This window comes from Alicyclobacillus mali NBRC 102425, from assembly GCF_001570745.1.
GTDB lineage: Bacteria > Bacillota > Bacilli > Alicyclobacillales > Alicyclobacillaceae > Alicyclobacillus > Alicyclobacillus mali.
The window spans coordinates 1-21,383 of the sequence record NZ_BCSG01000021.1 but is presented as its reverse complement, the minus strand read 5'-3'; the positions used below and the strand labels follow the sequence as shown (position 1 = coordinate 21,383).

Here is a 21,383-nt window from a genome sequence, read left to right as displayed (position 1 = left end):
CCCTCCCAGGCTTCACACAAACTGAATCGACTTGGCCATTTCGCGCAGCTTCTTTTTGTCGACTTTTCCAATCAGATTCTTCGGAAGATACGGGACAAACTGGACCGCCCGAGGCGTCTTGTACTTCGCGAGGTGCTCCTGGCAATATGCGATGAGCTCTTCCTCACTCACTTCCGCGCCCTTCTTCCGCACCACATAGGCCACGACTTCTTCGCCCATCCGCTCCGAGGGCGCACCGACGACGGCCACCTCGGACACCGCTGGGTGCTGGCTCAGGAGTTCTTCGAGATCGCTCGGGTAAATGTTGAATCCCCCGCGGATGATGACATCCTTCTTGCGGTCCACGATGTACACGTAGCCCTCCTCGTCGATGCGGGCCATATCGCCCGTGAGGAGCCAACCGTTGCGAAACGCCTTCGACGTCTCCTCAGGCAAATTGTGATAGCCCGGCGAGACGTTCGGCCCCCGGACCGCGAGCTCGCCAATCTCGCCGGGGGGGAGAGGATTTCCGATTTCGTCGAGAACCGCCACCTCCACGCCCGGCAGAGGGAGTCCCACGGAGCCAGGTTTGGCGGGCTTATCGAAGCGGGGCGCCGTCACGACAGGCGCAGCCTCCGACAGTCCATACCCTTGGAAGACAAGGCAGTGGAACTTCTCCTCAAACGCCTTGCGCAGGGGCTCTGGCAGAGATGCGGAGCCGGAGATGCAGACGGACAAGGACGACAAATCATACTTGTCTGCGTCCGCGTGATGAAGCATCGCGTGGAACATCGCTGGCACCGCCGTGAAGTGCGTCACACGATAACGCTCAATGGCCTGGAACACAAGGACGGGATCGAAGTAGGGAAGCAGAACGTCCAGTTCGCCCAGGCAGAGCGCGGTGTTCATCATCGTGAAGCCGAACGCGTGCGACAAGGGCAGGATGCCGAGCCCGACGCGCTTGTCGACCTTGAGCACGTATTGCTCGGCGAGATCGGCCGCAGCCCGCGCATTGGCGCAGAGGTTGTCATGCGTGAGCACGACGCCTTTGGGCTTGCCGGTGGTGCCACTGGTGTACAGGATGACCGCAGGCTGATGGTCCTCCAGCGAAACATCGGGCCGCACCGCGGGATAGTGCGAGAGCACGGTTTCGAATCCTTCTACACCGGCGTCGTCCACCGAGCGGACCACCGGCGGATCGTCAAGGTCCTGAATAGCCTGTTGGATCTTGGGTTTCAGGATTTCACAGGTTAGCACGAGCTTTGGATTGGAGTCCTGAATGATGTACCGCACCTCGGACGCTTGCAAGAGCGGCATGACGGGCACGGCGACGGCCCCCGCCTTGGCGATGGCGTAGAACGAGATGACCACCTCGGGGCGGTTCGGCATCGTCACGAGCACAGCATCCCCTGGGCGGACGCCGAGCGCCTGGATGTGGTGGGCCAGCTGGGAAGAAAGCGTCGCCAACTCCGCGTTGGTGTACACTCGGCCCTCGTAGGCCAGCGACTCATACGTCCCGAAACGGCGCTGATTGTCCTCTAATAATTGAACGAGATTCATGCCTCATCTCGCCCTTCCGAATATTTCTGACCACATGCGCGCCGGGATCTCCGCGCATCCCCCGATCCGCGGCCCGGCGCGCCCTGTACGAATTCGTCAGTTGTTGGCAGCGGTGTAGGCGCTGAGCACGGTCTCCAGTTGCATGGCGAGGCCGAGATCACCTTCGACGCGAAGTTTGCCGCTCATGAAAGCGGCCGTACCGTTGAGGTTGCCCTGCAGCATGTCCTTGAAGTCGTTCGAGTCCATCTCGAGCGTGCAGTTGGCGACCTCCTGCTCACCTTCGGCCGCATAGGCCTTGTCAGGTTTCAAAATGAGCTGATACGTGCCGGGATCGTCACCGGTGATGTTGAACTGATACACGGCTTCCAGGCCGCCGGTGCGAGACGGATCCGCGCTGAGCGCCTGATTGATGAGGTCAAAGATCTCCTTCGTGGACGGAGTGGTTGTCATCTTCAATCGCCTCCTAAGGGTTTCGATGGATGCGGGAGGGAAGCGAGCTTCGCCGTCCCGTCCGCCTGTTGATGCCATTGTATCGCCGCGCAAGCGCTTACCCATCCCGAGGAATCCGGGGAAGTGGGGGTTCCCTTCCCCAGAATTCGGGGTCCGCGGCCCATGGCATCAGATCTCGCTGTACATGGGCTCGTCGTCGAGCGGGACGCGGGCAGGCAGCGCCGCGACGCCCGTTTTGACGGCGGCCCGCTGGACGGCGGCACTCACCGCGGGCACGACGTTCGGATCGAACGGGCTTGGGATGATGTACTGTTCAGAGAGCTGCTCTTCCGGCACGCATCCTGCAATGGCGATCGCCGCGGCCTGTTTCATCTCTTCGTTGATGTCTCGCGCCCGGACATCGAGCGCACCGCGGAACATACCGGGGAAACAGAGCACATTGTTGATTTGATTCGGGTAGTCGGAGCGCCCTGTCGCCATCACGCGCACGTGGCCCGCCGCCACCTCGGGCAGGATTTCCGGGATGGGGTTCGCCATGGCGAACACAATCGGATCGCGCCCCATGCGCCTGACGTGATCGACCGTCAGGATGCCTGGTCCGGAGACGCCGATAAACACGTCCGCTCCGCGGATGGCGTCGTCCAGCGTCCCGCGGCGGTTCTCGAAGTTCGTGTTGTCCGCGTACCACTGCTTCACGGGGTTGTCATAGTGCCGGCCGCGCTCGATGATGCCTACGCGATCCACGCCGACGATATGCCCCACGCCCGCGGCGAGCAGGATTTTCGTGCACGCCACGCCAGCAGCGCCGACGCCGGCCATGACCACCGACACGTCCTCCATCCGTTTGTTCACAATTTTCAGCGCATTGATGAGCCCGGCCAGCATCACGACCGCCGTGCCGTGCTGGTCGTCGTGAAAGACCGGGATGTTCAGGCGCTTGCGAAGCCGGTCCTCAATCTCGAAACACCTCGGCGACGAGATGTCTTCAAGGTTGATTCCCCCGAACGATGGCGCGATGCGCTCGACGGTCTCGACGATCTCGTCCACGTCCTGCGTGGCCAAGCAAACGGGGAAAGCGTCCACATCGGCGAACCGTTTGAACAGCATGGCCTTCCCTTCCATCACCGGCATGGCGGCCTCCGGACCAATGTTGCCGAGGCCGAGCACGGCAGATCCGTCGCTCACCACGGCCACCGTGTTCTTGCGGATGGTGAATTCAAAGGCGCGATCTCGCCGATCGCGGATGGCCTCGCACACCCGCGCCACACCCGGCGTGTACACGACGCTCAGGTCGGCGCGATCGACCACGGGCACCTTCAGATGCGTCGCGATTTTCCCACCCACGTGGGCGAGAAATGTGCGGTCCAGCGTCTCCAGGCGCTTCACACCCTGCAATTCGTCCAGCGCTGCCTCGACCGGTGGCACATCCGTTTCGGCGTCCACCGCGACCGTGATGTCGCGCACGCTGTGATCCGGGTGCATTGCGTAAGTTTCCATGGCGACGATCTCGCCCCCCGCGCGCACAATGGCGCCGTGCACCTCCCCCAGTGCCGCGCCCGCCTCAAGGCGAACGCGAAATAGAACTCGAACATTGCCGGCGCGTGTTAGCGTCACGTTCCACTCCCCCTGGATGTACCCCGACCCTGCGTTTGATGAATAGTACAGGCAGGAATCAAGGGATCTGATATATAACAGACGAACCCATTGTAACACAGTCTCCACCACAAATACCCCAGAGAATTTGGAATTTTTCTTTCCCGCTTCCCCATCAAGACGAGATGCTTGAGAGGTTTTGGCGTACAAAGATAGCGAATTGGAGGATTCTATGTCGAAATGGAGAATACTTCTTTACTATCAGAAAGGAGGTGGCAACACCATGCCGCGTGTGATTCTTGGAGGGGAAGACCCTTGGGCACGCAAGCGAGAGAGCACCCAGGCCAATTACGCTGCAATCTCAAATCCCTCGACCGTTTTTCACAGGCTAGACGATCGGCGTTCAACGGAATACGTGCGGGCATTGAGCGAGCTAGACCTCGGACCCGGCGTGAATCTCGCAGAAGTCGTCCAGTCCATCATTGAAAAGATTCGAGCGGAATTGCCTGACATAGAACTGTCTCATTTGCCGTCTGGGATCGTGGCGAAATGTTACTTGGGCGCCCCCTACGAAGTGCATACGTTGGATCTCTCGGGAAATATCATACGTCACTATAAAACTTTCGAGCCGCTGCCCGAGCATTTGGAAGTGGCACGCTCATTGGCTCTTCATCCGAAATACGCATTTATCGAGGTATACGCTGACGCTCTGCGAGCTGTGATGAAGTCCGGTGAAGTAGCCGTTGTAAAGAGGTGACCGAAACTTGTCCGACCAGCGGATTATCAGTCAAGCAAATCTCGTTTATATCGAGCAAAACCTCGCAATGTTAAGACAGCACGCCCAGGCCATGTCGCACCAGCTGAACGCCGTCGAGCAGGAAGTCGAAGTCACGCGTGGTGAACTTGAAAAGCTCATCAGCGAATTCCTAGCATTTGTTCGTGAAGACCGGAAGATGAAGCAACTCCAGCTTGCTGAGACCAGGATCGTAAAAATACGACAACAGATTGAAAAGGAATTTGGTCATCACGATGAAGTTCGCCGGCACGTGCTTGGCATCCTTCAGGCGGCAGATGTGCAACTCATTCGTCGTGAGACGATGAAAACAGCCTCCGAAGAACTCATGATGGCAGCACCTCGGTATTGGTTGGCCCCAGCCTTAGTTGCACTCGCAGCGTGGATTCATGACGATCCAACCCTCGCCAATCGTGCAGTGGCCGAGGCGCTGAGACGTCACCCAGACAAGACTTGCCTCTTCTTTGCACTGATTTGCCGAAGAGCTGGGAGATACGCGGCCAGCCTTGCATGGCTCGAACACTACTTTTCTCTCCAGACACCGAAGGCTCTTGAACGCGAGGCTGTCGTCCTGGTCGATGGCGTGACAAATGGCGTGTTCGGAATCGAGGCACGCGCCCGCACCCAAGAGGTTTTCCGGCACTGGCTTGATACGCTCTCTCAGGATCCGAAGTTTCGCCAAAAACAACTATCTGGTTGGATGAAGGCATTCCAGTCATACGTACGCCAGCCGTCCGACCAACAATTCCCCTACCTTTCGCGCTACAGTCCTACCTGGCCGCAACTGCAAAAGGCCCTGGCACAGGCTTACTTACACCAGGAGGTCCTTGCAGATTTTCAGCGACTCTTTGAAGGCCCTATCGAGCCAGCACCGACCTTGGTGGAACAGGTTGATGCGCTTCTTGAAAAATTGGTATCGCACTTTGACGAGGAAGAACTTTCACTGCGACGCGAAGAACGCCGGCTCCAACTCATCATTGACCACGAAGGCGATGTCGATATCGCCAAGTCCCGATTTGACCAGGAAAGCCAAGCCATGCAACATAGAGTGGATTTTGGAGAACTTTTATCCAACGCCGCCTTCCATCCCGAATCCTCACACGCTTCGATAGCAACACGGCGGTTCTCCATCGCGCTGTCCCGCGATTGGGCTCAGCGAGCCCATGCGAACGTCACTGCCGGATATCGGGCTCAGTGCCCGAGGTCGATTGAAGTGCACATCGACGATTGGGTCGGAAGTACGACGGATGGAAGTAATGAGGGGGAGTTGATCGAGTCGATACACCAGCACCTGGATAGCATTTTGGCGGACCATCTTCGTAAAAACCGGTTGAAAGTCGTAGATTGGGTGTGTACTGCCGTTGGATTTGCTTCGCTTGTCTCAACCATCTGGGATGGACTCGTAGGTGTCGCGATCGGCGGCGCTGCGCTCATTGGTTTTGGGATCCGATTCGCTCGTATTCGTCAAAGAAGAAAAAGCGTGATTCAGCAAGTTGAACAGGCCCGGCCAGAGTATGAACATGCCCTACGGGCAATTCTGGCGGACGTGGTCGAATATCGCCGTGCTTATGAATCGGCTGACAAGCAGGCGGATCAGGTCTCGGAATTTCTCGAGTCCCTGTCGTCGACCGATTTTATATACTCGGGATTTGATCGCAATCGAGTGATTCTGACGTAAGTTTGGAGGATACCCCGGTGACTGAAAAGCCTAATACCGCACCATTTCAAACACCAGCGTCAAACACCAAGCAAGAAACGCCGCAAGATTTCAGTTACGCAGGCGCCTTGCCAGATTGGGACATCTTGCCTCCGTCGAACTTCTTGAATCGGGTGAAACGGAAGTGAACTGTAAACCTCCCACCAATTATGCCGAATGGAGCGCATGCCTCGACGAACTTTCGCGTGGTTCCAATAATGAGGAACAGATCCTGCGTTCAATGCAACAAGGTTCTATCTCATGGGAGCGTGGAGTGGCTGAACGACTCGTCAAACGACTTGCCGAATACCTAGATGGGGAGCTTCAGCGCATTTCGGATCGATTCCAACGCGAACAAATGGTTGGTATTCGTTCATACGAATCACTATCTCTCGCTCTTATCACGATAAAAAAGCGTTTGCTATTTCTCTGGCAGGTTGCAACTTTACCCGCCATTCCAGCTGACATTCAGGAGAAATTTGTTCAGGTCATTGACGAATTTGCCAAGCGGGCCGAACAGTCGCTGATCAGCACCGCAAGTGGGGACCGCACCGGCCAACTTGCTCACTTGATTCGAACGAATTCGATCACGCGTTATCGGGATTCTCAAGAGCCATCGACTGTTGAGAATCCCATGGACAATATTCGAAGCACTGAGCGTGATGAGCAAAAGCCAAGGAGAAGGGTGATCTGGCCGTGAGTGACAGCGCGCAATTCCGAGAAACTCTGGTTCGCTACCTGAAAGCCCGAATCCCGTTTATCTCGATTCGAACTATCGAACGAGGACGCGCGCTGGAGATTTTGCGCGACATCTCGCAAAGCATTGGCATTCCTGTCTATGTGCACACCCTATCAAAAGGGACGAGGGATCTGGTACAGAACCGGTCAATCAACGAAGACCGCTCGGTCATCGGAGCACTCGACTACGCGACGCAACAATTCATGCAACGGCAAAATCTCACGTTCATCTTCACCGAAGTTCCTGATATCGAAGACGATACACAGATTGCGCGCCACTTCCAGGATGCCGTCATGCTAGCGGCTGAAAATAATGGAGCCATCGTGGTAATCACGACAAAGGCCATCTGGCCACAACTCCAGAGACTTGGCATGTCTCTCGTGCTTGATCCGCCAAATGAAGACGAGATGCTTCAGATTATCAAGGAAAATTTGGCTCCTTACCGTTCCCAAATTCCAAATGAGTGGGATGAACACGACGAACGCAGCGCCGCCGCGATTCTCGCCGGCATCACACAAATTGAAGCCGAAAACGTGATTGCCACTCTTTTGGCAAAGGGCCGGATCGCAAAAGAAGACCTTCATGAAGTAGCACACGCCAAGGATCGCATCTTTGCAGATATCACGGGGATCGAGCGTGTGTATATTCAAGGTCAGGATCTTCACGTGGGCGGTCTGGCCGGACTCAAGCGGTGGTTAGACCGCGAACGCCCGCTTCTGACAGCCGACTTGCGAGACCGAGGAATTCGACCACCGCGCGGAATCCTTCTAGTCGGCGTTCCAGGTTGCGGAAAATCCCTGTCGGCAAAGGCGATTGCCGCAGCATGGAATCTACCCTTGTACCGGTTGGATTTGGCCAACATTCACGGGCAATACCTTGGGCAGAGTGAATCCAGGCTCAAGGACGCCCTTGCGACAGCCGATCACGTGTCCCCTTGTGTCCTGTGGATAGATGAGATCGAGAAGGGCCTCGCAGGCGCGACGCAGGGCGCAAATGACGGCGGAACTTCAACTCGACTCGTGGGTCACTTCTTATATTGGCTTCAGGAAGCTCGATCACGAGTATTTGTGGTCGCAACCGCCAACGATGTGTCCAAGCTCCCTCCTGAACTGTTGCGGCGTGGAAGGTTTGACGAACTGTTTTTCGTGGATCTGCCAAGTCCCGAGGAACGTTATGAAATTATTAACATTTACGTGCAAAGAGGTTTAAAAACCAAGCTCCCCGAGGCATTGATGAATGAGTTAGTCGCGCTCTCCGAAGGGTTTGCCGGAGCTGACATCGAAGCTGCAGTCCGCGAAGTTGTGAAAGAGGCGATTCTCAAAGGGGATCACACAGTCACTGACGATTTATTTAAGCGCAGTTTTGCAAATATCGTACCCTTGTCCAAGACAAGTCCGGAGCAGATCGAGGCTATCCGAGCTTGGGGGAGAGAGCGAGCCATACCTGCATCTGGAACGGCCATGGGCCCCGGCGATTCTCAGTCGAAGCCCCGCCGCGAGGTCCTCGTTTGACACGAACACTTGCACCAGCGCGAACGGGGCTGTCCAGCTGCATCCATGCTTGTTGACAGCCCCACTTTGGGAAAACAGGGCTCTTAGTGGATGATCCGCTCGCGCATGGCTTTCGCGACGGCCTCCGTGCGGTTCTTCGCCCCCAATTTTCGCAAAATAGAGCTGACGTGCTCCGTGACTGTGTAGTCGCTGATGTGCAGCGCGCGCCCAATTTCCTTCGTGTCCACGCCGTCGGCAATGAGCTGCAAGATTTCGCGTTCCCGCTTCGTCAGCGTGGTGAGCGGCGTGATGGGCGCCGCCCCCGCCTGACGGAACATCTGCGTGACAATCATGCGCCCGGCTCGCGCGAGCATCGCCTCGACCATGCGAATCGTCGCGTTGTCCGGGGCGAACGGCCTCCCGCCGTGATCGAGCAGCATAATGCCGAGTAAGCGCCGCTGATCGATGACAGGACAGACGAGGAGCGAGGACAGGTGGAACTTGTTCACATAGGACTGTGGCAGGATGTTGCCGACGTCCTTCAGGAACACGGGCTTGGCAATCTGCACGAACTGCGTCAGCGACGGAATGTCGCGATCCGTCTGACGGATCCGCATAATTTCTTCAACATTCACGTTGTATCCATGGACGCCCTCGACCGTCTGCGTGATGGGGTTGTACAAGAACAGCGCGCTCCGCTTGAATCCGCCCCTCCGGCACACGTGTTCCACGACCGCCGTAAGGAGCTCGTTCATATCGGCCGCGGTGGCGAGGAGATCGTCGAACTCCAGGAGCACTTCAAGCATTTCCGCGCGGCCACTCCCGTGCCCGCCCCGGACATAGATGGAGAGTTGAAGCGCATTCTGGATCCACTGCGCCGTCTGGCGGAACCGGCGGATGGTCAATGGATCGTGCCGCGCCTGGGCCACCGCATAAAGACTGTCCCCAACCGCGGCGACAAAAGGCGATCCGTCCGACAGCGCCTTGCGGACCTGCTCCGTGCGCTCGGGATGCGGCGCTTCGGCTGCCCACATGCGGGTTTCTGGCACGTACACCGCCGACTCCTCGACATTCACCTGAGGCCGCGTCCGGACCAGCGCGAACCACTTCCAGTCGCACTCGGCGCTGAGCACATTCAGCCAGTTCACCAAGGGAGCATCGCACATATATTGGGTGCGCGCGGCGAGCTTCGCGGGAAAATAGCCCTCCGACAGTGCTTCACGGGCGAGATCGAAGCACAGTCGATGCGCAAAGCGCACAAACGGCTCGATGTGCGGCGGCTCCGCGAGCCTCCAGCCCATGGAGATGAGGAGTTCTTCCAAGAAACCCACGACGACGAGCACATCGGAAGCCATCACACTTGGCTGTGCACGCATGACCTCCGCCTGAAATGCCCGCACCAGTGCCTCCTCGTCATTGAGAGCGCTTTCAATGTTTCTCAGAAGAAACTGAAAAAGGTGTGTGAGAACCGGCTGCGTGACCTCCGGAATTTCAAGCCTCGCCATGCGGAGGCTCCAATTCATGCGGCACTCGGCCTCCTGCACCTGAAGCGTCTGCAGGACGGACTGAACCACCTTCTTGGGCAGTGGCTCACTGGGCGATGGAAGCGGCGACGGTCGACTCATCGTGCATCCCCCTTTGGGTTGGCAAGCGCCACGAGTTCTGCGCTTCGATTTTCGATCCGCGCGTCGATTTAGGATCATACGTCGCCCTTCGTCCTGTTCATGCCTCCTGATGTATGTGTCTAGGGGCGATCGCATACCTCCGAACACAGTGGTGTATGACCGTCATTATAGGGGAATTCGCACGGGGAAACAAGAATTAGGATGCTGAAAAGAGGCTGAGGAGGATTTCAGCTCCCGGTTCCGCCGTTGCCCCGGCTGCTTCTCGTGCGGTGACGTCAGCAGAAGCACTCGCGCGATGGGCAACGGTCGTAAAGGGAACCGTCAGACGACTTCCAGTCGCATGGCCGGAATTTCCGCGTAGGAGGTCATCAAATACCCGTCAATCATCAGTTCCACGCGCGACAACTCAAGCTTCGGAATCGCTCCGCCTGCCAAAAGCACAATCACATCTCGCTTGCTTCGAAAGCTTCCGATGCTTGCAAGGTTGCGAAGCACCGTCGCCTGGATCTTTGTCTCCCCGACGGACACGCGGCCCCCAGACCGGATGGACAAAGTCACCCCGTCCGCGCTGCGCGCAATGTTCATGCCCTCGATCACGGCCGCCTTGAAGGTGAGCAAATTGGCGAGCACGTTCATGCGCGCGTGCTCGGCGACGATCCGGTCAGCGGTCAAAACGAAAGGCGCCTGCGAGTTCACACCATCACCCCTCACCACCGGAATCTCCCGACAGACGCCAATCAATTCACGCTCATTTGCATGGAGGGCATCTGGATAGACTGGGCCGACATCGACGTATCAATGGTCAGATTCACGTTCGTCAGGACCAGCGTCGAAATGGGCTTCTGAATCAATGCATCCGCGAGCACCACCGCCACGCTCGGAGATTGGACGTGAAACAGTGAGCCGATGTCGTCCTTCAATGTGCTGAAAAGCGAGGTCTTGATCACCGTCGGCCCGGCTGAGGACGTCCCGTTCACCGCAATGGTGTACGTATGTCCTCCGGACGAATACGTGATGGTCATGCCCTGAATGGAGGCCGAAGAGAACGACATCGACTCGCCCAAAATGCTGATGACCGCATTCTGCGCGATGATTTCGGACGCCCGGAGCGTGAAGGGCACACGACCCGGAATAATGGTGCCGGCGCGCGGAACAGGAGCAGGCATCAGCGTCAACGCCGACGCAGCGGCCACGGCCGACAGCCCCAGCGTGCGCGTCAACCTCCTGGAACGAAGGGCCGGTCCACGCGCCCAACGATGTATCCACTGCATGCCAACCCCTCCCACCAGGATGGAGCGCAGCGGGCGTCAGCTCGCTGCGCCCATATCTCATCAGTTGCCGGACGACGACGAGCTGGAGGAACTGCTCGACGAACCCGACACCGGCTGGATGGAGAGCGACATGCCGGGCAGCGTAATGCTCTGCGTGCTGAGATACGGCACCTGAAGCGTAGCGTTGTTCATCTGCAACTGGCTGCCGGACAGCGCACCTGACGAAGCATCCATCGTCAGTCCGCTTGGGAAGCTCGTGTCACCGCCCAAGCTCGAGGCGTAGACCGTCATGCCCGTCGCCTGGACCGGCGTGCTGCCCGAGCCAGCGCTGATGTTGATCTGGAACGTACCTAGCGGCGTATTCACTGTTTTCGAGATGGTCATGTTCTGCAGAGAGCCGTTCATCTGGATTTGCGCCGCGCCCTGCTGCTGGTTCGGCACTTGACCGGGCGCCAAATTGAAGCCCGTGCCATTGATGCTCGACGCTTGTACGGTGAAGGGCACCGGGAGATTCACCGCCGCGGACACCACCCCGTTCATCAGCATGCCGGTCAGCGCGCCAATACCGGCCACGCCCCCTGCCATGACACCGGCGAATACCTTCCAATTCGTGCGCCCCTCCATGGGCAACGCCATCTCAGGATACATAAGAACCCCTCCTCTTTGAAATCGCTTACCCCGGTTCGCCTCGAACGCGGGGTTTATGCAGAGGCGGAAGGCGTATTGGGAAGATTCGGCGCCTTGGTTTTCTTCGATTTCTTGTTCTTCGGCTGTGCTGGACGCCACGCCACCGCCATTGCACCACCCACAAGACTTAGCAGCATGCCAATAAAGAGACCGCCGAACGACGAGGAGATGAGCGAGACCAACGCCAGGACCACGGTGATGACGCCTGTGAGAATGGCGTAAAAAGGAAATATCCACTCCAACAGTCCCATGATGAAAATGAGGATGCCGACCGCGGCGCCAAGGGGCACACTCGACTGGGTGAACGCCACAATGTGCAACAGGCTGACCGGCCCGGCCGCTACCGCTGCGCCCCCCAGCATGGACAACAACCCTGCCCAGAAGGGCCGCGTGCGCCTCCACCTCTTGAACCCTTTGCTCGCAGGCGCCGGCGGCACCGACTCCGTGGCTTCCACGTCGACGACGACGCCCTGCGGCCGCTTGCCCGAAGGCTGGGGCGTAGGTGAAACGGACACCGTCTCTGGATCCACCGCCATCACTCCTCCTCCCCGCTCGTGCGAGCGAACTTTCCCGCGCCGCCGTCCCTCGACGTCGTCAGGCAGCCGGAGCGGATCGCCCCGTACAATTTGGCTGGGCGTCAACACGCCTGCCGGCACTTCGTCTGAGGAAGCGCTTACCGCCCCCACACCCGCCGCCTCGCCTGCCAACTCCGGAGCACTGCTTGGCTCGGTCGGCCCCTCCGGCGCGGCCGATTCCGCTGCGACGAGCACCGCCAGATCCACCGCCTCATGCCGCCTGCGCCGCGCCCGCCGCGCCGCCGTTCCAGCGTCGGATGGGCCGTCGCCCGCGACCGGAGCAGGTTCATCCGCCGCATCCGCAGGTCGCTGCGCCTCGCCATCCCGCCCGCCGCCCGCCTCCGCGTCAGTCATCGCAGACGGCTTCTCTGCGTTCCCCCGAGCTTCTCGCAGCGGTGGATGCGACGCCGATCCAGCCTCCACCTCTCCCGGATGACTGCCGAGCTGCGCGAATACGTTTTCACGCCACTCGGAGAGAAGTTGCGGGTCCGCTGTGGGCCAACGTGTCGGCGTGATGGCGTACTGAAACACGTGCGGTTTCGCCTGCACATCTCCCGCCTCGGCTCCGATCTGCGAATGACGGGCACCGTCGCCTTCCTGCATCTTCGCAGTCGCCACTTGTCTCAACCCCCCGATGGATTCCATCCCGAGAACCGGGGGCCCTCGTTCGACACCACGCGTTGCGCGGGTCGACGGGTTTGACCTTATCCTACGTCTCCGCGTCGCCGCACCCCATCCCATCGGCATGGGTAATTGACTCCGAAAAACGAGGGGTTGCCCCGATTCGACACATCCTGACAATGGTGTAGAGAGGAGGGATTCTCAGTGACACTATCGCTCCAATCTTCTGAATCTGTCAAGCCTATGGCCGCCAAGGCACATCCGCTCGTGCTCGTGCACGGCCTCCGCAATGCGCACCGCTGGACGGAGTCCTTCTTGCGCCGAGCCGTGGATCGATGGGGAACGGATCGCGTCTATGTGGTGCACCTGAATCGCAGCGAGCGGCTGTGGAGCGTGGATTATCCAGAGGGGCGCGTGCACCTGGCGGGTGACCCTCATCATGGTGCAGGATGCGACACCGTCGAGCGCCAGTGCACGTACCTGGAGCAAAAGCTGGCGCTGTTCCAAGAAATGCGGGGATTGACGAAGCCATTTGACGTGATCGCGCACAGCATGGGCGGCCTGGTCCTGCGGCGCTACGTCAGTCAGCACCCCGAAGACGTCGCGGCCGCGGTCACCCTTGGCACGCCCCACCTCGGTGCGCCCATGGCCCGCGACTTCCTGTGGTTCGGCTACATCGTCGGCGCGGGTCGTGCGTTCGGGAGCCTCACGCCGCGCCGCGTGCGGGAATTGGTGAATCGCCACCCGTGGCCTTCGCACATCCCGTTGTACACGGTTCGCGCCATTCAGCGCGGCGTGAGCTGGGGCGTCGGCGGCGAATTGTTCATCGGCACGTTGTACCACGCACTTTTGCGACGTGACTCGGACGGCCTGGTCCCGGCCGATCTCGCCAAGTGCGGCGAGGGCCACCATCTCGCAGATCTCCCTGGCTACAACCACCTCCGCCTTGTGTCGGACCCGGCCGTGTTGGACTTGTGCGCTTCCGTGCTGCCATGACCCCGGGGTTTAGGGGATGCAGGCGCTCTTTCCCCGCAAACCGAGGGATGGCCAGCCTCAAGCGTCGCCAGTATGGTGAATTGTAGAACGTGAGCACTGGAGGCGACACCCATGGCATTGACGGAAACACCGCGCGTTTTTCAGACAACCAGCGAAAAGCGCTTGAACCACAGCGTTCTGCCCATGCGGCTGTATCACAAGGCGAAGAAGCTCGGGACATGGGATCCGCGAGACATTGACTTCACGAAGGACAAGGAAGACTGGCAAGGGATGAACGAGGCCGAACGGCGCGTCATTCTCCGCCTATGCTCGTTGTTTGTCGCTGGCGAGGAAGCGGTTACACTCGACCTTTTGCCGCTCATCATGGCGGTGGCGCGCGAGGGACGCTTGGAGGAGGAGATGTACCTCACGACCTTCCTCTTCGAAGAGGCCAAACACACGGAGACGTTTCGGCGCTTCCTCGACGAAGTGGCCGGCGAAACGTCTGATTTGTCCGTCTTTCACAGGGACCATTACCGCAAGATCTTCTACGAGTACCTGCCGCAGGCGATGGGACGCTTGGTGCACGATCCGTCCCCAGAGGCCCAGGCGGAAGCGTCCGTGACCTACAACATGGTGGTGGAAGGCGTGCTCGCGGAGACCGGCTACTACGCGTTCTACACGGCCCTGCAAAAGGAAAACAAGCTGCCCGGACTTATCCAGGCCATCCGCCTGCTGCAGCGCGACGAGTCCCGGCACATCGGCTACGGCACGTACCTGCTGTCGCGGCTCATCAGCGAGAACGGTCACATCTGGGACGTCGTCAATCGGCGCATCAACCTGCTTTTGCCGCACGCCATCGGGGTGGTCCAGGATCTGAACGCCGAACTCGACACGGAGGAAGCCCAGAAACTCGCCGAAGAACTTGGCATCACCGATGTACCCTTCGGACTGAACCCAGACGAATTTGTCGCCTACGCGCAGAAACAGTTTGCCACTCGCCTTGGCGTCCTGCAACGCGCTCGCGGCAAGTCCGTGGATGAAATCTATTACTACACCGAGGAGACCGTCGGCGTGGAGCAGTGACACGCAGGCCGCGTCGGCGCCGCCTGGCGCGGCCCTCACCCCCCTGATACGGCCGGCCTCTCACGGCCTCTGGCTCTCCATCCCCAAGTCGGAGCTGAACGTTTGCCGTTCAGCTCTTCTTGTGATCAGGATCGCAGTCCCATCAGACGTCAGGTCAGCCGGCGCTTCACGTACGCGGCGAAGAGGGGGTGGTAGAGGCGATATTTGCCGCGTCCCTCTTTGATCAACAACCCCTTTTGCACGAGGCGCGCGGCCAAAGTCGACGCGCTTCGCCCGTACGTGGAGAGCGGCCTCTCATCTGCGACAAGTGCGAGAAGTTCGCGCTCCGCATCGGTCGCATAGTTCCACTCCGCTTCAAATTTCTCCATGCCCAAGCGCTCGTAGACCGCCGCCCACTGGCCGCGCACGAACTCCTCGTCGATCGTTCGAATCTCCAGGAGCTCGGCGCGATCGACGAGTTCGCGCATCACGAAAGCCACGAAATAAGGGTGGCCAAGCGTTTGGTCGTAGATTTCACGTATCGCGTCTTCCCCCACTCGAAGCGGATGGCCGACAGCCTGAAGGGGCTCGACAATGGCTTCTCTCGTGTCATCCAGGCTGAAGGGGCGAATGGGTAGGCGCTCAAAGAATCGCGTGACGGGCTCCGATACGTCGCGAGTGGCCTCAAACATGTCCTCCTGGCCTGTGATGACCAGCGGATATACCATGTCCTTGCCCTGCAAATCCTGAAATACGGCGCGGAGGCTGAGGAGAAATTTGGGGTCGATGGCCAAGAGATTGTTGGCGTCGTCGATGAAAATGAAAATAGCCGCAAGTCGATCGCGCACGTAGTGCTGCCAGAGGCGGCTCAACTCGCTGTACAAAACATCCACATGCACCAGGTCTGCTTTTTCCGAAGCGCGCCTCGCCACGGAGACCGGGCCCAAGCGCAGATGAGGCTCCCAGCGAGCAAACTCTTCGAGAAAGCGCTCTCCCAGGCGAATGTTGGACAACAGATCCTGCTTCAGCCTAGCGAGAAGCGAGTGGACAAAGCCATCAAAAGAGCCGAGCGCAGTCGTGGCTGTCAGCGTGACCACCCCAACCGGAGGTTCGTGCTGACTCGCCATCCAAGCAAAGCGGCGGAGGAGACTCGTTTTCCCGATTCCCCATGGGCCGACGACGGCCACATTCCACGCACCCGGCAAACTTGACTGGGTGCTCGCTCTCAACGCTCTGGCAAACATGGCTTGTTCGAGCTTGCGATTCGCAAAGAGCGCATCGTGGGCCGGAAAGTAGGGATTAAAGGGATTGACGCGCATATCCACCCACCATTCGTAACGCCGTTTGTTGTGTATGTTGTTAGTATATCAACCGATGGCAGCCACACATACCGCGCATCGCGGCCGCCCGTGTCCACGCCATCTCGGCCGAGCCTCTGCCGTGAAGCGCCCGCGAACGCTTCCCCTCTACTTTCCCATTTCGTCTGCGAGCCGCACGAAGTCCGCGAGCGACAGCTGCTCGGCGCGCGCTCCAGGGTCGATCCCGGCCGCGATCACCTTCTGGCGCACGCTGTCCTTCGGCATGCCAAGCCCCGCAGCCAAGGCGTTCTCCAGCGTCTTGCGCCGCGTCCCGAACGCCGCCCGGACGACGCGAAACAGCGCCCCCTCGTCCGCCGCGCGCACCGCGGGGCGTTTGTCGCAGTCGATCGCGACGACAGCCGAGTCCACCCCCGGCTGGGGCAGAAAGGCGCTTGGCGGGACATTGAACAGCCGCCGCACCTCGCCGCGATACTGCACGCCGACCGATAACACGCCGTAGTCCTTGCCGCCAGGCCTGGCCACCATGCGGTCCGCCACTTCCCTCTGCACCATCACCACGGCGCGCGACACCGGCAGCCCCGATTCGAGCACCTGAAACAGGATGGGCGTGGTCACGTAATACGGCAGATTCGCCGCGAAGACCAGCCGATCCCCTTCATCGAGCCGCGGCGCAACGAGCGCCCGGAGGTCCACCTTCAGGCAATCTGCGTACACCACTTCGGCGTTTTCGTGCGGAGCGAGCACCTCGTCCAGCACCGGACGCAGGCTCTCGTCCTTTTCAACCGCCACCACGCGCTTCGCCCGTTCGGCGAGCGCCGCCGTCAGCGCGCCGAGTCCCGGCCCCACCTCGAGCGCCACGGTGCGCGCATCCGGTTCCACCGCGCGCACAATGCCGTCCAGCACGCGCGCATCCACGAGAAAATTTTGCCCGTAGCCCTTCTTCGCGATCACGCCATGCCGGCGCAGCAGTTCCTTCACCTCGCGCGCGGACACTGCGGTCATCCATCCAACCTCCTGACGGCCTCCTCAAACGCTTCGCGCGTGACGCCGTACGCGTTCAGCTTGTGCAAAAACGCCTTCGCGTTGCCGTAACCGATACCGAGCCACTCGCCGAGCCTCTCGCGCCGGCTGGCCGCGTCCGGATGATGGACGAGCCGGTGGCGGGCGAGATCGTCCAAGGTGAATTCGGGCGTCTCACCGAAACTTTGCTCAGCCGAGAGCGTCTCGCGACCGCGCGCCTCGATGAGCGCCCGGCGAACGTCCTCGGCGCTCGCGTGCTCAATCCCGATGCCGCGACTCGACGCGGCGCTCGCTCTGCGAACATGGGCGTGCAGGAGGCCCGGCACCAGCTGGTCCAGTCGGCGCCGGATGCGCTCCCCCGCGCCGTCCGGGTCCGTCAGCACAATGGCGCCGCGCACCTCGACCGCGCGCCGGAGCAGATCCACCGTGCGGCGGCTGACGCGATCGCCGCCCAGAATGAGCACCTCGGCGTCGACCGCCTCATCCACCCGCTGTTTGTCGTGCAGCCCCTCCACCACCACGACCTCGCGCAGCTTCGGGCGCGAATCGGTCATGCTTCCACCTTCCCGAACAGGCGATGCGCGTTCCGCCACGTGAGTTCGGCGATCTCGTCCACCGGCACACCGCGGCTCGCGGCGAGCGCCTCGGCGACGAGCGCCACGCGCGCAGGCTCGTTGCGCTTGCCGCGAAACGGGTGCGGCGAAAGATACGGGCTGTCGGTCTCAATGAGCAGCCTGTCCTCCGGCACGATGGCCGCCACCGCCCGGAGATCGTCCGATTTTTTGTAGGTGACGGGGCCGGCGAACGAGATGTACATGCCGAGCTGGACGGCCCGGCGCATGACTTCCTCGCGCTCGTTGAAGCAGTGCATCACGCCGCCCGCCGCGTCCCCAGGCCGGGTGCGAGCCAACAGTGCCAACACGTCCTCGGTCGACTCGCGGTTGTGCACGATGATGGGCAGCCCCACGCGCTTGGCCAGCTCAATTTGCTTCTCCATGACCTCCTGCTGCACGGGGCGCGGCGCGGAGTCCCAGTAATAGTCGAGGCCTATCTCGCCGATGGCCACCACCTTCGGATGCTGCGCCATCCGCTCGATCTCGTCGTACGCGCCTTCCGGCACGTCGCCCGCCGACTCGGGGTGGATGCCGACGGCCGCGTACACGCCGTCGTGCGCTTCCGCGATGCGGATGACCTCGCGGCAGGTGGCGAGATCGACCGCCGGCACCACGATGCGCTCCACGCCCGCCTCGCGGGCGCGCGCCAGCACGTCGCCGAGATCGTCCGCGAAGCGGCCGTCCATCAGGTGGCAGTGGGTGTCAAACAGCCTCACTTCACAATCGCTCCGTTCGGCATGGTGTCCGGCACCGTCACAATGGAGAGCGTATCCCCCTCGGACGCGCAGAGGATCATGCCGAGCGAGTCCTGACCGCGCAGCTTGACGGGCTTCAGGTTGGCCACGACGACCACCTTTTTGCCCACGAGCTCCTCGGGCTTGTAGTACTTCGCAATGCCGGATACGATTTGGCGCGTTTCACCGCCGAGATCGACCTGGAGCACGAGCAGTTTGTCGGCGTTCGGGTGCTTCTCGCAGGCGAGCACCTGGCCGACGCGCAGCTCCACTTTGTCGAAGAGGTCGATGGTGATCTCGTCCTTGTGCACCACGGTGCTATTCGCCTCGGGCTTCGAGTCCGCGCTGGCCTGCTGGGCCGAACCTGTCATCTCCGTCAAGATCTCAATCTCCTTTTCCACATCGAGTCTCGGGAACAGCGGCTCCCGTTCGGCCACCCTTTGCCCGCTCGGGCCGGCGCCCATTTCGGCGCTGTCCCACGCAAACGCCTCGTCTCCCCAGCCGAACTGCTCGCGGATGGCCTTCGGCGCATCCGTCATGAAGGGCTGCACGAGGATGGCGGAGACGCGAATGGCCTCGACCATATGGTACAACACTGTCGCGAGCCGCTCCCGTTCGCCCTCTTTGTTCAGCTTCCAGGGCTGGCAGTCGTCGATGTACTTGTTGGCCGCGCGCACGAGGTTCCAAAGCTCCGCGAGCGCCACCGAGAACTGGAGCTGGTCCATGTTCTCCTCGACCTTCGCCTTGACCTCGGCGGCGAGATCGCGAAGGGCGCGATCGACGTCCGTGAGCGATCCCGGCGCGGGCACCACGCCGTCGTTGAACCGGTTCAGCATGGCCGCGGTGCGGTGAACCAGATTGCCGAAGTCGTTGGCGAGATCGTAATTCAGCCGCTCGACCATGCCCTCGGGCGTGAACGTCCCGTCCTGCCCGAACGGGATTTCGCGCAGCAGGAAGTAGCGGAACGCGTCTCGGCCGTACCGGTCCACCAGCGAGAGCGGGTCGATCACGTTCCCCTTCGACTTCGACATCTTGCCGCCCTTGACGAGGAAGAATCCGTGGCCGAACACCTTCTTCGGCAGGGGCAGGCCAAGGGCCATGAGGATGATGGGCCAGTACACCGCGTGGAAGCGGACGATGTCCTTGCCGACGACGTGGACGTCCGCAGGCCAGTAGCGCTCGAACTTCGCGCGCTCATCCGCGTCGTCCGAGAGATAGCCGATGGCCGAGATGTAGTTGACGAGCGCGTCGAGCCACACGTACACCACGTGCTTCGGATTGGAGGGCACGTGCACGCCCCAATCGAACGAGGTTCGCGAGACGCAGAGGTCCTGCAGCCCGGGCTCGATGAAGTTCTTGATCATCTCCGTCTTGCGCGATACCGGCTCGATGAAGCCGGGGTTCTCCTCGTAGTATTGCAGCAGGCGATCCACGTATTTGCTCATGCGGAAGAAATACGATTCCTCGCGGACGAACTGGACCTCGCGCCCGCACTGCGGACACTTGCCGTCCACGAGCTCCCGCTCCGCCCAGTACGACTCGCAGGGCGTGCAGTACCACCCCTGATACTCCGAGAGGTAGATGTCGCCCTGCTGAAGCAGGCGCTCGAAGATCTGCTCGACCACGCGCTCGTGGCGCGCCTCCGTGGTTCGAATGAAGTCGTCGTAGGAGATGTCGAGTTTCTTCCACAGGTCCTGAATCCAGGCGATGATGGGATCCAGAAACGCCTTCGGCTCGAGCCCCGCCTGCTCCGCGCGCTGCTGGATCTTGAGGCCGTGCTCGTCGGTGCCGGTGAGGAAGAACACGTCGTAGCCCCGCAGGCGCTTGTAACGCGCGATGGCGTCGGCGGCCACGGTGGTGTACGCGTGGCCGATGTGAAGCTTGTCGTTCGGATAATAGATGGGCGTTGTGACGTAGAAGGTCGGTTTCACGCACATCCCCGCCTTTCCCAAGCGTGTTGGCGCGCGGACGCCGCTGCGCCGCGCGGCTCATAAAAAAACCCCGTCCCGCATTGGGACGAGGATTGCTCGTGGTACCACCCAACTTCGCGCGAAAAGAACGCGCCTCGTTGCGGCCGAGCACGATGCGGCTCAGCCTGTTCGATAACGGGAACTCCCGCGCTCGCCTCACCGGACGTTTGCCCAGGCTCGACGAGCGGCGCTCCAGAATCATACTCCCCAGCCGCTCTGTTGCCGGCTCCCACCCTCCCGGCTCGCTGGAAACCGCGCCACTGGGTACCCTTCCTTCACCGCGCCCGATGCACTTGTCACGGAACGAGCATGATGTTTGATCTTACGCGACGGCGCCGCAAAACGCAAATGTGGAACAACGCGCACAAAAAAATTTTTTGTTCGCCAAAAACCGCATCATCTCGCGGTTTTTTAGAAATCGGAATCGTGGAACAGCCAGGATCAGAACTGTAAGGTCTTGCAAAACTCCGCGCATCCATTATAGTAAGAGTATAGAAGTATTTGCATGGCGTGATAGCGACGAAGCGGCGTGCATGACGCAGGCTGTCTCGCTGGTTGGCCGTGCGGATATTTCTACGAGACATACAGAAAAAATTTTGAGCCCTTT

At 60.3% G+C, this 21,383-nt stretch carries 20 protein-coding genes; 6 read left to right on the top strand and 14 right to left on the bottom strand.

All coding sequences use genetic code 11. The annotated features are described in order from the left end of the window. Positions 1 to 12 precede the first annotated feature (12 nt). The 3 genes from AMA01_RS08655 to AMA01_RS08645 form a co-directional block, all read right to left on the bottom strand. Positions 13 to 1,539 carry a long-chain-fatty-acid--CoA ligase gene (locus AMA01_RS08655; protein ID WP_067850041.1) on the bottom strand — a complete coding sequence of 509 codons (1,527 nt, stop codon included), beginning with the start codon at positions 1,537 to 1,539 and terminating at the stop codon, positions 13 to 15. A gap of 96 nt (positions 1,540 to 1,635) precedes the next feature. Next, positions 1,636 to 1,989 carry an SCP2 sterol-binding domain-containing protein gene (locus AMA01_RS08650; RefSeq protein ID WP_067850039.1) on the bottom strand — a complete coding sequence of 118 codons (354 nt, stop codon included), beginning with the start codon at positions 1,987 to 1,989 and terminating at the stop codon, positions 1,636 to 1,638. 168 nt (positions 1,990 to 2,157) lie between these two features. After that, entirely contained in the window at positions 2,158 to 3,603 is a 1,446-nt protein-coding gene (locus tag AMA01_RS08645) for an NAD-dependent malic enzyme (protein ID WP_376738336.1), read from the bottom strand. Between the two features lie 262 nt (positions 3,604 to 3,865). Between AMA01_RS08645 and AMA01_RS08640 the strand changes: the two genes are divergently transcribed. From AMA01_RS08640 to AMA01_RS08625, 4 genes are all read left to right on the top strand, one after another. Next, the gene (locus AMA01_RS08640) at positions 3,866 to 4,339 is read left to right on the top strand and encodes a hypothetical protein (RefSeq protein ID WP_067850037.1); all 474 of its coding nucleotides are present in this window, start codon (positions 3,866 to 3,868) and stop codon (positions 4,337 to 4,339) included. A 7-nt stretch (positions 4,340 to 4,346) separates the two neighbouring features. Next, the gene (locus AMA01_RS08635; protein ID WP_067850035.1) at positions 4,347 to 6,053 is read left to right on the top strand and encodes a hypothetical protein; all 1,707 of its coding nucleotides are present in this window, start codon (positions 4,347 to 4,349) and stop codon (positions 6,051 to 6,053) included. A 115-nt stretch (positions 6,054 to 6,168) separates the two neighbouring features. Then, on the top strand, positions 6,169 to 6,771 hold the full coding sequence (locus AMA01_RS08630) for a hypothetical protein (protein ID WP_156468430.1): 603 nt from the start codon (positions 6,169 to 6,171) through the stop codon (positions 6,769 to 6,771). Beyond that, positions 6,768 to 8,321, top strand: a complete 1,554-nt coding sequence (locus tag AMA01_RS08625) for an AAA family ATPase (RefSeq protein WP_067850031.1) — start codon at positions 6,768 to 6,770, stop codon at positions 8,319 to 8,321. The genes AMA01_RS08630 and AMA01_RS08625 overlap by 4 nt, the downstream gene beginning before the upstream one ends. An 83-nt stretch (positions 8,322 to 8,404) precedes the next feature. Here AMA01_RS08625 and AMA01_RS08620 read toward each other — a convergent pair whose 3' ends face one another. The 5 genes from AMA01_RS08620 to AMA01_RS08600 all read right to left on the bottom strand — a co-directional run bounded on the left by AMA01_RS08620 (position 8,405) and on the right by AMA01_RS08600 (position 13,076). Next, on the bottom strand, positions 8,405 to 9,925 hold the full coding sequence (locus tag AMA01_RS08620) for a LuxR C-terminal-related transcriptional regulator (RefSeq protein WP_067850029.1): 1,521 nt from the start codon (positions 9,923 to 9,925) through the stop codon (positions 8,405 to 8,407). A 321-nt stretch (positions 9,926 to 10,246) separates the two neighbouring features. Further along, the gene (locus AMA01_RS08615) at positions 10,247 to 10,636 is read right to left on the bottom strand and encodes a hypothetical protein (protein WP_231862889.1); all 390 of its coding nucleotides are present in this window, start codon (positions 10,634 to 10,636) and stop codon (positions 10,247 to 10,249) included. Positions 10,637 to 10,662: 26 nt separating this feature from the next. Beyond that, positions 10,663 to 11,196: a hypothetical protein gene (locus AMA01_RS08610; RefSeq protein ID WP_067850025.1), complete on the bottom strand. Its 534-nt coding sequence runs from the start codon at positions 11,194 to 11,196 to the stop codon at positions 10,663 to 10,665. A 60-nt stretch (positions 11,197 to 11,256) separates the two neighbouring features. Then, positions 11,257 to 11,844 (bottom strand): DUF6230 family protein, encoded by a 588-nt coding sequence (locus AMA01_RS08605; RefSeq protein ID WP_067850023.1) that lies wholly within the window; start codon positions 11,842 to 11,844, stop codon positions 11,257 to 11,259. 53 nt (positions 11,845 to 11,897) lie between these two features. Next, on the bottom strand, positions 11,898 to 13,076 hold the full coding sequence (locus AMA01_RS08600) for a DUF6114 domain-containing protein (protein WP_067850054.1): 1,179 nt from the start codon (positions 13,074 to 13,076) through the stop codon (positions 11,898 to 11,900). Between the two features lie 207 nt (positions 13,077 to 13,283). Between AMA01_RS08600 and AMA01_RS08595 the strand changes: the two genes are divergently transcribed. Further along, positions 13,284 to 14,075, top strand: a complete 792-nt coding sequence (locus AMA01_RS08595; protein ID WP_067850021.1) for an esterase/lipase family protein — start codon at positions 13,284 to 13,286, stop codon at positions 14,073 to 14,075. Positions 14,076 to 14,186: 111 nt separating this feature from the next. Further along, complete coding sequence (locus tag AMA01_RS08590; RefSeq protein WP_067850019.1) at positions 14,187 to 15,140, top strand: R2-like ligand-binding oxidase; 954 nt, start codon at positions 14,187 to 14,189, stop codon at positions 15,138 to 15,140. 149 nt (positions 15,141 to 15,289) lie between these two features. On the opposite strand, the gene AMA01_RS08585 is transcribed toward AMA01_RS08590, so the two are convergent. From AMA01_RS08585 to AMA01_RS14060, 6 genes are all read right to left on the bottom strand, one after another. After that, positions 15,290 to 16,438 carry an AAA family ATPase gene (locus tag AMA01_RS08585; protein WP_067850017.1) on the bottom strand — a complete coding sequence of 383 codons (1,149 nt, stop codon included), beginning with the start codon at positions 16,436 to 16,438 and terminating at the stop codon, positions 15,290 to 15,292. A 147-nt stretch (positions 16,439 to 16,585) separates the two neighbouring features. Next, on the bottom strand, positions 16,586 to 17,440 hold the full coding sequence (rsmA, locus tag AMA01_RS08580) for a 16S rRNA (adenine(1518)-N(6)/adenine(1519)-N(6))-dimethyltransferase RsmA (RefSeq protein WP_067850015.1): 855 nt from the start codon (positions 17,438 to 17,440) through the stop codon (positions 16,586 to 16,588). Further along, positions 17,437 to 18,012 (bottom strand): ribonuclease M5, encoded by a 576-nt coding sequence (gene rnmV / locus AMA01_RS08575; protein WP_067850013.1) that lies wholly within the window; start codon positions 18,010 to 18,012, stop codon positions 17,437 to 17,439. Before rnmV ends, rsmA begins: the two co-directional genes overlap by 4 nt. After that, positions 18,009 to 18,788, bottom strand: coding sequence for a TatD family hydrolase (locus AMA01_RS08570; protein WP_067850011.1), 780 nt, complete (start codon positions 18,786 to 18,788; stop codon positions 18,009 to 18,011). Before AMA01_RS08570 ends, rnmV begins: the two co-directional genes overlap by 4 nt. Continuing rightward, positions 18,785 to 20,743 carry a methionine--tRNA ligase gene (gene metG, locus AMA01_RS08565; protein ID WP_067850009.1) on the bottom strand — a complete coding sequence of 653 codons (1,959 nt, stop codon included), beginning with the start codon at positions 20,741 to 20,743 and terminating at the stop codon, positions 18,785 to 18,787. Before metG ends, AMA01_RS08570 begins: the two co-directional genes overlap by 4 nt. A 329-nt stretch (positions 20,744 to 21,072) precedes the next feature. Further along, positions 21,073 to 21,383, bottom strand: a 311-nt coding sequence (locus AMA01_RS14060; RefSeq protein WP_231862888.1) for a hypothetical protein, incomplete at its 5' end; no start/stop codon positions are given.

Bases quoted from the DNA above. Each gene is read 5' to 3' on its own strand.
- AMA01_RS08655 (WP_067850041.1), bottom strand. From the start codon at position 1,539: ATGAATCTCGTTCAATTATTAGAGGACAATCAGCGCCGTTTCGGGACG.
- AMA01_RS08650 (WP_067850039.1), bottom strand. From the start codon at position 1,989: ATGACAACCACTCCGTCCACGAAGGAGATCTTTGACCTCATCAATCAG.
- AMA01_RS08640 (WP_067850037.1), top strand. From the start codon at position 3,866: ATGCCGCGTGTGATTCTTGGAGGGGAAGACCCTTGGGCACGCAAGCGA.
- AMA01_RS08620 (WP_067850029.1), bottom strand. From the start codon at position 9,925: ATGAGTCGACCGTCGCCGCTTCCATCGCCCAGTGAGCCACTGCCCAAG.
- AMA01_RS08610 (WP_067850025.1), bottom strand. From the start codon at position 11,196: ATGCAGTGGATACATCGTTGGGCGCGTGGACCGGCCCTTCGTTCCAGG.
- AMA01_RS08605 (WP_067850023.1), bottom strand. From the start codon at position 11,844: ATGTATCCTGAGATGGCGTTGCCCATGGAGGGGCGCACGAATTGGAAG.
- AMA01_RS08590 (WP_067850019.1), top strand. From the start codon at position 14,187: ATGGCATTGACGGAAACACCGCGCGTTTTTCAGACAACCAGCGAAAAG.
- AMA01_RS08585 (WP_067850017.1), bottom strand. From the start codon at position 16,438: ATGCGCGTCAATCCCTTTAATCCCTACTTTCCGGCCCACGATGCGCTC.
- rsmA (WP_067850015.1), bottom strand. From the start codon at position 17,440: ATGACCGCAGTGTCCGCGCGCGAGGTGAAGGAACTGCTGCGCCGGCAT.
- rnmV (WP_067850013.1), bottom strand. From the start codon at position 18,012: ATGACCGATTCGCGCCCGAAGCTGCGCGAGGTCGTGGTGGTGGAGGGG.
- metG (WP_067850009.1), bottom strand. From the start codon at position 20,743: ATGTGCGTGAAACCGACCTTCTACGTCACAACGCCCATCTATTATCCG.